Here is a 10,927-nt window from a genome sequence, read left to right as displayed (position 1 = left end):
CCGTTGTGAAGCGAGCGCTTCGTCCACGGCGGCGCGGAGCTGGTCGAGCGACGGGCCACCTTGCGCCAGCAGTTCCGCCAGGGACATGTCGTCGGGCCGCTGCGCGGTGACGTCCTTCAGCGGTGGTGGTCCTGCTTCTTCGTCCGGGTTATGGAATCGCTCTCGAAGGTGGTTGACCTCCACTCGGGCGGGCAGCAAGGGCAGTGGCACAGCGCTACGCGGGCGGGCGGTAGTCATCCATCGAGCCAGTTCTGTGTCGAGCTGGCGCAGAGTACGGTCCAGCTCGCGATCTCGGGCGGTGTTGTGGGTCTGGATGTATTCGCGCAGGTTGCGGTCACCCTGTTGCGTTGTGTCAGCACTGCGTCGATGCCGCGGCGGATGAGCCCGACGGTGCCGCGGAGGTCGCGGCGGTCGGCGTCATTGAGGATGTCTTCGGCCATTGGATGGCTCAGCAACGCCGACAGATCCTCCCGGAGTTGCAGCAGCAACTCGTCGTCACGCAGCAACGTGAAGGCACCCTCGAAGGCCCGACCCTCGGCCGTCGCGGTCATCAGCGAGTCGCTTCGACGCAGGTAGTCGTCGACCACATCGCCGGCATGGCGGTCCTCCGCCCGGAACGATCCCAGAATCTGCGCGCGTAGTGCAGTGAACGCCTCCTCCACTCGGGCGAAATCGCTTGGTAGGGCAGCCACCAACTGCAGCAGCTCCCCGAACCCCTCCAGCATGTAATCCGCCGAAACCTGCGACACCTCGCCGCCTTCGAGGAGGCGGTCACGCTCCGCCGTCAACCGCGCGATCTCACTGTTGAGGATGTCGATTCGCGCGCCACGGTCGGGATTGGCCTCTGTGTTGAACCGGCGCACGGCGTTGACGATCGTGGCGATGCGATGCTCGCTCAGGCTCGCCCGCTCACGGGTCAGGCTCGTGACGAGGTTGAGTGCGTCCTGCGCGTGGCTGGTCAGCGTGTAAATCTCAATACCGTCGTCATCGACGCTTCGGACCAGCCACTGCCCACGCATCCATCGCTGGCACAGGTCGCGCCCTGAGCCTGACGGTAGATCCGTGACACCGGCCATACGCAGATGATCAAGATATGTGTCGACCTGTACATGCAACCGTGCGGTTGGAATGCTCCGGCTGTCTCGCGTGAACGCGCCGCGGAAGATGGCGATCACGACGCGCGCATGGTTCCTGTACAGCAGAGTGAGGGTCGGCTGGTCGAATGCGCCCGAGACCCGTGCCAGTTCGCCGACGATGTCGGTCACAAGAATTGACACCTCCGTGGTGAGCCGTCGGGAAGTCGCCTTGCTCCAAGTGCGCTGTCGCGGAGGACCGGCGTCACATCAGATTCCGACCATCAGAAAAGATCATGTGACTTCCCGTCCATGCGCCATCACAGATTGATGATGCCAGCTGAGTATGACAACCTTCTGAATCGAACGCGTGTTCGACGGCAGACGCCGGACCCGCGCGACAGCATGACGTAGCCCAGCACGCCCTGTTGGTACCACGATGATTGGGTGAGGAGTCTGGCCTGCGTTTATCTGCAGGCCAGACTCCTCTCGATCTCCGCAGTAAGGACCACGACGCCAGTCCTTCGCGCAGGCGACCTGCCAGTAAGGATGGCCGGACAATGGCCACTTTCGTTACGACTCCGCCGAACGCCGTGCCTCGCGGGTACGCCTGGCCTTTGCGGCGCGTATGGCATTTCGGCCAGATTGAGTAAGCAATCCCTGGTCAGCCACGAGCCGCAACTTCGCCCTACCACGGGGCATGCCTTTGCGCCGGCTAGTCTCCCCCACTGCGCTGGACCAGGCTCCCATCAGCCCGTCCGTCAGGCGCTTCAGTTCCACTGCAGGCAGCGAGGTTAGCGGTCGGCCGTTGAGTTGTTTTGCCAACACTGTGGCAGTCTGAGCTGGATCGAGGTCGGATATTTTGGTCATTGGCGACTCCCTCATCGGCGGTTATCCCAATCGGGTCGCGCGTCCCTAACTTACTTACGTAACCCGATTTAGCCCGAGGAGACAAGTCCCCTATTCGATGAAACCAGTGCGTGGTTCTGCCCGCCATACGGACTGCCGAGTACAGCGCTCAGATGGTTCATCTCGCACTCCGCATCCGCCCGAGCGAGCGGCTCTGCGTTGGAGCACCTGGCATTGGCTTCGACTGCAGAAATGGTGCTTGGCCGATTTCCGTGGCCCAGCCGTCTTGGCACGATCCGTCTCAACTCCCGTGCTGGCCCGACGGCGGAGTGGGCTGATGCGTGTCTCCGTCGGTTGCGATCGGCAACAGATCAGGATGCGCTGCTCTCGCCACAGGGAGATACAGGACGGATGAATATCATTCGCGGGCCGCCAAGGTACTCATCTCAGCTCGCGACCTGACATCGCTCGCCGTCGCGAAACGTCAACCTGGGCGCCTTCAGCTTTTGCGATGGAGGCAAGCCAGTGGTTGACGACGCAGTATTCAAGCGGTGCGGGTGCATAAATCCGGCGACCGGGCAGGCGATGGAACCGGGAGTGTCCCCGGCGAGACGAGAATGGACACGGATCGTGGTACTTCGCCTGCTCGTTGCGCGATCGTCTCGGGCGCGTAGAGCGGATTCGCCGCGGCGGCCACTCGACCCGGGAGGCGGCGTTGCTGGCTTGCGACCGACACCTGAGAAGCGGAGCCCAGCGACGCACGGGTTGGACAGTGGCGCGCTGGTTGCGGCAGTGGCTTAACGGTCGGGTCGCGATCCGACCCACGACACGCTTGTCACACGCTGGCTACATCGAGCAGTTTCTCATCCCGCACATTGGCCGTCTCACCTTGAAGGAGGTGACGGTGCCGCGGTTGTCGGAGATGTTCGCCCGGATCGGCAGGCAGACCAACCGGGCCGGACGGCCGCACACCCCGTCCACGCTGGCGCATATCCGAACCACCCTGCGTGCCGCGCTCAACGCCGCCGTCCGCGACGGCTTGATCACCGATAATCCGGCGCGTCACATCGAGCTACCGGTCAACCCGCGTCCGCGCCCGGTGGTGTGGACGCCCGCGCGGATCGCCGCGTGGCAGGCCACCGGTGTTCGGCCCCGGATCGCGGTGTGGCGCCCGGCCACTCTCTCCGAGTTCCTCGACACGGTTCGAGATGATCGACTGTTCGCCCTGTGGTGGCTGCTGGCCCTGCGTGGGCTACGTCGGGGCGAGGCGGCGGCCCTGCGGTGGAGCGACATCGATCTCGATCGCGGCGAGCTGGACGTCCACCGGGCCAGGACCACGGCCGGATACGCAGTTTTCGAAGGCGCGCCGAAGACCAACGCCAGCCGTCGGACGGTCGCTCTGGACAAGCACACGGTCAAGGTGCTCCGCGACCATCACCGCCGTCAACGCACCGCCGGCGCAGGTGTGTGGGTCGGTGGCGGCTATGTGTTCACCGGCCCCGATGGCCGACCGTTGCATCCTGACGCCATCACCCGCAGGTTCGCCCGCCTGGTGGCAGCCACTGGACTGCCGCCGATACGGCTGCACGACCTGCGCCACGGCGCCGCCTGCCTCGCGCACGCGGCAGGCGCGGATCTGAAGACGATCCAGCAGCAACTCGGGCACGCCACCATCGCGATTACGGCCGACATCTACACCATCGCGCTACCCGCGACGCAGCGGCACAGCGCCAAGGCCACCGCCAAGCTGTTGCGCAAGGCCGCAGGTGTACGGCGCGCCACGAAATCCCAGCCGCACCAGACGAGGGACGGTTGATGACCGTGCCGGTCCCCTATCGTCGTACCGTGTTCAACGCCTTCACGCAGAACGAATTGCTGCTGTCGATGCTGGAGACTGTGGCCGGCGATGACGTTGACCTGGAGCCGGCCAGGAAGGCATTCGAGGACACCAGAGGCGACTTCCGCGCGAAGTTCACCGCCGCGGTGCAGGCGCGGCTGGCACAGATAGCGGTGCCTGAGGTGTTCATCGACCTGCCGGAGCACCCGGACGAGTTCCGCAAGGCCGACCTCGAGGCGTTGGTCCGACCGGTCGCGGACGGGTTTCTGCGTTCCTACCCATCCAAGGACGAGCTGCTGACGCAGGTCGCCAGGATCCGCCGACGCCAGGCGCACCGGCCGGCATGGATTCCCCGTGTCTACCGCTACGGCAACCGCATCACGTCGGCAGAGGCCAGTCCGCCAGAGGACGAGCGCGAGCCGGACCGGCCGCTGCCGGTCACCGCTCTCACCGAACTCGGCGAGGTCACCGTCATGCTCCCGGCCGCCGGCCAGGACCGGCCGGAACTGGCCATGGCGTCCGGTGGCATCGGCGAATGGGAGTCCGCCCTGTTCACATTCCTCGGCCTGATAGGCGACGCGCCGGCCACGATCGTGACGATCGACGCGGCGGCCAACGAATCGCTGATCCCCGACCAGGCGCGCTGGTGGTCGCCCGAACCGGCCCGGCCCGTAGGCGCGGCGCAAGATCCGGGCGTGGCCAGCGAGCTGCTCGCCACGAGCCCGACCCTCGGCGGACTGCCAGTGATCGACACCGGATCGGAACGGTACGAGGTCGTCATCGATGCCCTCGCGGCCGTGGGCGACTGGCGCCACAGCCCGCAATGGACGCTGGAAGCCTGGGATCCCACCGACGACGTCGCCACATTGGCGGTCGCCCGCGCCGCCATCGCCGGCTGGGCCGACGAACACCGCAGCGGGGTCGCTGTCTTCGTGTACGGCGGTGCACTGCACACCAACGACGGCCTGTTCGACGCCCCGACCCCGCTACACAGCTACGCCCTCGTCGCGACCCGATCCACCGACGGCACCGACACCGTCGACACGGTCCACCGCGTCAACCTGACCTGCCCGGGCCAAAATTGGTGCCACCGCGGCGGCTCCCTCAACCACAACGTCCCGGCGCTGACCGCCCTACTCATGCCAGCCGTCACCGCAGGACACGCCGCAGCGGCAGCCGACAGCAGCAATGACGAGCGGTGGGCCGAGTCATACCAACAGCTCTACGGCGACGGAGAAGGACCCGACTACACCGACAGTGTCCTCGAACACCTGACGCTGGCACTCGCGCCTCACGGCTGGGCTGAGCTGACCGACTCCACGTGGGAAGGCGGTCTGGAACAGACACTGCTACGCCGTGGTGAGCACTGCCTGAGTGCCGCCTATGACCCGGTCACGCGGCAGATGCAGCTCACCGACGGCAAGGCCGAACTCGAATCCGTCCTGGACATGCTGGCCGACGACGGCGTTCTGACCGACAACGACGGACAGGAAACCGTCGACACCAGCGAGGAGGCCGTCGGACGCTGGGGCGCCGACCTGCTGACCGCCGCCACCGATCTGCTCGCCGGCCGGATCAAAGAGCTCCCCCAACTGGCCACACCCATCCAGATCACGATGCTCGGTCTCCACCCGCACGCCGACGGCACACTGCGCGGCCCCGAAGCGCCCGCCCTCGCCGAACACCAACTCGGAGCCCTACTGCACACGGTCGGGTTGTTTGCCGTACCTGCCTAACCCGGCGTGCAGCTTCGAACGGGCTCATTCCCGAAGCGGTCGTCATCATGACCGACGGAAGAAGCCGAAGGGGAGAAGTTTCTTCCCAGGACATTCGTATAAGCGTGCGACACAACAGCGGCGTTGATGTCCCATGGATCGCTGCCCGCACAATCCCCGAACACACGATGGTATCGGCCATAAAAGCCACTCTTCCAGGGTCGCCTGACTTTGGCAGACCCGCGTCGAGCAAGCCCATAGAGTAACCCTCCAGCTCGATAGCGCCGCATCGCAGGCGCCTTATACGGTGCGCGTATCCGATTCCTAGTGGGGAGCAATTAGATGCGAATCAGAATGAACAGCCGAGGCAAAGCAGGGATCGTTGCCCTCGCACTCGTGAGCGCGACGTTGGCCGTAGCCGAACCAGCATCCGCCGCACCCACCGGGTGCGAATCCGGATGGGCCGGTCAGGGCGGTACCTACACAACCGCCTGGTGTTCAGGAGGCACCGGCACGTTCAACGTATGGGCACAGTGCAAGTCAAGCGTCTGGCCATACCCGTACTCGTTCGTAGAAAGCAGCTGGCGCAAGCCTGGAGGAACAAAACTGAACAACTCGGCATGGGCGCAATGCCCCTTCCCCATGGACATCGTCAACCGAGGAATCGGTCGAAGGAACTGACTCTGCCTGAGCTGCGCCAGGGCCATAGATACTCGCATGCGGCTACCAGGCTCACGCTGCCTTCAAATCGAAAGCGATGAGCGCCACACAAACCCTTCCGCACGGTCTTGCGCAGCCCACAGCACCGGGCAGCGTAAGCCGTTGCCCGGCGTCTTCGAACGCCGCCAAAGCGGATACCCCGATGGACGCCGTAGTGCGCACGACGCCGACAGGGAACCACCTACCTAGATTTTACGCCTGCGACGCGCCCTCCAACGACATCCGGACGTGTGCGTGCGACAGCAGCAGTGCCGCGGTCGCATGCACCGACGCCTTAGCCGACTGCCGGAACACCACCGCATACGTGTCCGCAGTGGTTACCGCGCTGGAATGGCCAAGGTCGTGCTGGATCACCTTCAAATCCACCCCGGCCGCTCCGGCAATACCCGCGGCGGCGTGCCGCAGGTCGTGCAGCCGCACCGGCGGCAGCCCCAGGTTCTTCACGACCTTCGCGAAACGGCGAGTCAACCAGTCAGCACTCACCGGCCGACCGTTCGGGTGACGAAACATCCGGTCTCTCGCATTGACCCGGCCGAGCTGGCGGATCTGCCGCTCGCGATGCTCCTTCAGCACCTGCACCGAGAACTCGTCCAGCGCCAACGTCCGCACACCCGCCACCGACTTCGGCGGACCGACCCGTTCCTTGCCACGGACGACGAGGACCTGTTCCCGGATCGCCAGTTCACCCGCGACTAGGTCGACATCCTCCCAACGCAGGCCGACGATCTCACCACGCCGCAGGCCGCGGAGCGCCACCAACCACCACAACGGGAACAGCGGATCATCGCGCACCGACTTCAGGAACCGGCCCAGCTCCGGCAGATCCCACACCGCCACCCGCGGCCGCACACCCGACTCATGCCACGCCTCGATCCGGGCGGCGTCCCACACGACCGCATGCGCCCGCGCCCCACCAGGCAACCGCACGCCACGCGCCGCATTGCGGCCGACCATGCCCTGCCGCCGCGCCTCCGACAGCGCGCTACGCAACACCGCACGGATCCGGTGCACCGACGCCGGGGAGATCAGCCGGTCACCACGGACCTGCTCACGCATGATCGCATCCATCGCGCGTTGAACGTCGCGGGTGCTGAGCCTGCTCAACCGATGCCCGCCCAGCCGCGGGACCAGATAGCGGTCGACGATGCTGCGATAGTTCAGCACCGTCGTCGGCCGCAGCCGGCTCTCAACCTCCGACAGCCAGAACTCCAACCACCGGCGAACCGTCCACGTCCGGGCCACCGCCTCCGGGCCAGGTACCTGCAAAAGTTCCCAACTGCCCCGCTCCGCATCCGCCCGAGTCGCGAACCCGCCCCGACGCACCCGCATCCGTCGGCCGTCCGGCCCGGTCACCTGCACTGCGAAGTACCACCGGCCGTGACCGGCATCGGCGAGGCCGGCACACCGCCAGATCTGCCTACCGGCCGCGTCGCGGCATCCGCATCGTCGGTAGACCCGACCTGCCGCCGGCGCGGCTTGTGTCATGTCCACCCTGAGCACCTGACCCAGGACATTGCGTCAACCAACTTGATCAACTAATCCTCTCAACAGATAGAGGACTGCAGATCATGAACGGTTAGAGGTTCGATTCCTCCGGCACCCCAGACGGGGTTTCACGCGCAGGCGCCGCCGACAGTCGGCTGGCCTGGGTCAACTCACCCGAAGATGTGGGTCACGGTCGTGACCCACATCTGACCCACACGAGACCAGCCAATATAGTCTCTCGACTATATTGGCTGGTCAGACACTGCGCGCCCGAAGAGACTCGAACTCCCAACCTTCTGATCCGTAGAGTGTACGTAACCGCTGGTCTACGCGAGGTGCGGCGATGAAACCTCATGCCCGACGGTGACGCGCGAGGCGGCGTGCTTGTTCTGTTCGGTTCGTGCTCGTGGTTTGTGCTACGTCCGATCACGCCAGGAACACATTGGGATCGCGCGGTACCGCCCGTTTCCGCGTGCGCGGATCGCCCGACGGACGGTCGGCGAACGGCTGTCGCGTTCAGTCGCCGATGAACCAGAGATAGCGATGGGGCCGGTCGCCATGGGCCGATGCCAGAACGGCTAGCGCGCGGGCGGTGCTCAGCGCCATGCCGTTGAGTTCGGGCTGGATCGTTGCCAGTTCTTCGAGTATCGCCGACATCTGTGCTCGGTTGAAGATCGTGTTCCCGTAGGGGTCGACGTGCGCAAGCAAGGGGAATCTGTGGCGATTTCCTGGGCCGGCAGGGGGTCGCCCAGCCGGTTGGTGAGGATGGCGGGACGAGGTGCAGGACGTCGTGCAGGGGTCGCCCGCCGCTGGTGACGTTCATCGCGGATCGAGACGCCGATTGGCACCGGCTCATCATCGATCCTGGCTCTGCGGTCGGGAGCAGCGGCCCATGACGGCCACCGCGCCATCCGGTCCATCGAGTTGGTCGACTTTCAGGTGGAGGACGCCGATCTGGTCGATTTCCTCGTCTCGGGCTTGGAGGGTAGGTGTTGTGTTGTTCAGGTCGGGGTGGGCTCGGAGCTTTCCGTGGCTGGCGGTATGTGTGCTGCCTGGTGGGTGTCGGGTGCGGGGCCGATGATTCGGTTCATTTCTGCGGCGAAGGTCGGGTGGCTGCCCTGGAATATGATCCATTGTTTGTCGGGTGTGGTTTTTGCTCGGGCTAGCGCCGACGGTGTGTTCATCAGGCCGATCACGCCGGCGACTGCCAGGCCGACGAAGACCGCGAACACGGTCACCTGGAGGTAGGTGCGGGCCTGGGTGTCATCGGCGGCAAATGCGGTGGTGAGGCCGAATCCGACGACGAACGGACCGAAGGCTGCCGCGGCTGCTGCGGCCATGAGCGACCATCGCCGGGTACGGCAGCGGGCGCAGAACGGCCAGTTCTTGGCTATGCCGACCCCGAGCCGGAACACGGCCGGCTGGCCGTGGCGGACGCAGACCGCTGGGGTGGCGTGTCCGGTGACGAGTAGTGCGGTGGGGACCGTCAGTGGGTTCACGGTGAGGAAGTTAGCGCACGCCGGGTCTGGGGCCAATATCGATCGTTGGGCCGTGCCTGCGGTTCCTCGCCCAGTTGGGCCACGGCAGCTCGTCCGCGTGCCGGGTGACGGCATCCGGGTTCCGGAAGTGCTGGTCGAGGGCCGTGGTACCGGCGATCGCGTCGCGCGATCTGGATGACTCATCTCTTCAGCCAACCGGCGACCACCCTGGGGCGTCGATGGACGCCTCACCTGGAGGGCTGGCGCCGTGGGCATGGATGACGAGAACAGATCTGTTGGGCACCCGGCCGGCCCGGCCCAGCCCGGCCCATTTGCCGCCGGGTGCTCGGCCGTGACCTGGAGACGGCGGCGCGCCGCTCAACGACGGCGCGGCTTCTACCTTGTCGTGCTGCTCGCCGCTCTTCTGCGCCGGGTTGCCGGGGCCGACGGGCCCTGCGCGTTCCGTTGATCGTCGCTCATCCCGCCGGTCGTGGTAATTGAGGCGGGAGGGTTCGGAGCCCGGATGCCGCCCTAATTGATTAGCACCCATCGAGGCAGAGATCGGTTGATTCACATGTGTCGTGCAAGATCGGACTTTTCGCTCTAGGTATTGCATCGACGACTACCTGTGAATGATGATCTGTGCCTCGGCCCCTGCGGACCTGGGGAGTGCTGTGGTGTCTGGTCGTCGGTTGTTGCTGCCGCGTGTCCGGTTCCGACCGACGACCAGGTTGCATCGCTGGTCCGCGATCGTTGTTGCGCTCGTCGTGGTGGCGGGCGTTTTTGCTGCCCCGGAGCTGGTGGCGGCGGCGCCGTCGGATCCGAATGCGCCTGGTGGTGGGGCGAAGTCGGTGCCGGTGTCGCCGGTGGAGGCGGTAAAGCGGCCACCGATTGAGATGCCGCGGTGGAAGCCGCCGGTGGCGGCGTGGCCGGCCGGTGGTATCGGTGTCGTGCCGGTCGACGCCTCCGCAGCTGGGGCGGCGAAGACGGCCCCGTCGGCGGCGGCAAAGGCGGCGAGTGCCGCCCCTGGTGGTCTGCCGGTGGTGGCCCGGGCGGCAGCCGATGCTCCGGGGTCGACGGATGCGCTGCGGCCGGGGGTCCGGGTCGGTGGGGAGGCGCCGGCGTCGCTGCGGGTGCGGGTGATGGACCGGGACACGGCCAAGGCGACCGGTGTCGACGGTGCTCTGTTCACGGTGGAACGGGCCGACGGCCGCGCTGACGCTGGGGCGGTGGCGCTGGACGTGGACTATTCCGGCTTCGCCGGGATGCGCGGCGGCGACTACGCCCTGCGGCTGGGCCTGGTGGAGTACCCGGCCTGTGTCCTGATCACGCCCGGGATCCCGGAGTGCTCGTCGCACCGCCCGGTGGCCGGGGCGGTGAACGTCACCTCGGCGCAGGTGGTTTCGGTCGACCGGCTGGAGGTGTCCGGGGACACCCAGCAGGCGCCGCAGGCGGCCGACGGGTTGCAGGTGTTGGCGGTGGTCGCGGCCGCGTCCGGGCCGAGTGGGGACTACACCAGGACGTCGTTGGCGCCCACGTCGTCGTGGGCGGTCGGCGAGCAGGGCGCCGACTTCTCCTACACCTATCCATTGAGCACGCCGCCGGCGGTCGGTGGGCCGGTCCCGGATCTGAAGCTGTCGTACTCGTCGGGGTCGGTGGACGGCAGGTCGTTGCGGGAGAATTCGCAGGCGTCGTGGGTGGGGATGGGTTGGAGTTTCGACGTCGGCTATATCGAGAAGGAGTACCGGTCGTGTGCGGATGACGGCCTGG

At 66.3% G+C, this 10,927-nt stretch carries 5 protein-coding genes and 2 pseudogenes; 3 read left to right on the top strand and 4 right to left on the bottom strand.

The genetic code is table 11. The annotated features are described in order from the left end of the window. Nucleotides 1-1,175, bottom strand: a pseudogene (locus Vau01_RS62410) (DUF3375 family protein); the annotation flags it as partial. A gap of 1,396 nt (nucleotides 1,176-2,571) precedes the next feature. On the opposite strand from Vau01_RS62410, the gene Vau01_RS62405 reads away from it, so the two are divergent. After that, nucleotides 2,572-3,738, top strand: a complete 1,167-nt coding sequence (locus Vau01_RS62405; RefSeq protein ID WP_204015043.1) for a tyrosine-type recombinase/integrase — start codon at nucleotides 2,572-2,574, stop codon at nucleotides 3,736-3,738. Nucleotides 3,739-3,767: 29 nt separating this feature from the next. Beyond that, a complete protein-coding gene (locus tag Vau01_RS62400) occupies nucleotides 3,768-5,495 on the top strand; it encodes a serine/threonine-protein kinase (RefSeq protein ID WP_204015041.1) in 1,728 nt (575 codons plus the stop codon). Nucleotides 5,496-6,386: 891 nt separating this feature from the next. Here the strand turns inward: Vau01_RS62400 and Vau01_RS62395 are convergent. The 3 genes from Vau01_RS62395 to Vau01_RS62385 form a co-directional block, all read right to left on the bottom strand. Then, nucleotides 6,387-7,679 (bottom strand): tyrosine-type recombinase/integrase, encoded by a 1,293-nt coding sequence (locus tag Vau01_RS62395; protein ID WP_204015049.1) that lies wholly within the window; start codon nucleotides 7,677-7,679, stop codon nucleotides 6,387-6,389. 516 nt (nucleotides 7,680-8,195) lie between these two features. Beyond that, entirely contained in the window at nucleotides 8,196-8,336 is a 141-nt protein-coding gene (locus Vau01_RS62390; RefSeq protein WP_204015038.1) for a hypothetical protein, read from the bottom strand. A gap of 344 nt (nucleotides 8,337-8,680) precedes the next feature. Next, entirely contained in the window at nucleotides 8,681-9,178 is a 498-nt protein-coding gene (locus Vau01_RS62385) for a hypothetical protein (protein ID WP_204015036.1), read from the bottom strand. A gap of 875 nt (nucleotides 9,179-10,053) precedes the next feature. On the opposite strand from Vau01_RS62385, the pseudogene Vau01_RS62380 reads away from it, so the two are divergent. Further along, nucleotides 10,054-10,927: pseudogene (locus Vau01_RS62380) on the top strand (hypothetical protein); the annotation flags it as partial.

Origin of the sequence: Virgisporangium aurantiacum, from assembly GCF_016863635.1 — a bacterium.
Classification (GTDB): Bacteria; Actinomycetota; Actinomycetes; order Mycobacteriales; family Micromonosporaceae; genus Virgisporangium; species Virgisporangium aurantiacum.
The sequence above is the reverse complement of the archived record's forward strand: the minus strand, read 5'-3'. Positions and strand labels throughout refer to the sequence as shown.

Bases quoted from the DNA above. Each gene is read 5' to 3' on its own strand.
- Vau01_RS62390 (WP_204015038.1), bottom strand. From the start codon at position 8,336: ATGTCGGCGATACTCGAAGAACTGGCAACGATCCAGCCCGAACTCAAC.
- Vau01_RS62395 (WP_204015049.1), bottom strand. From the start codon at position 7,679: ATGACACAAGCCGCGCCGGCGGCAGGTCGGGTCTACCGACGATGCGGA.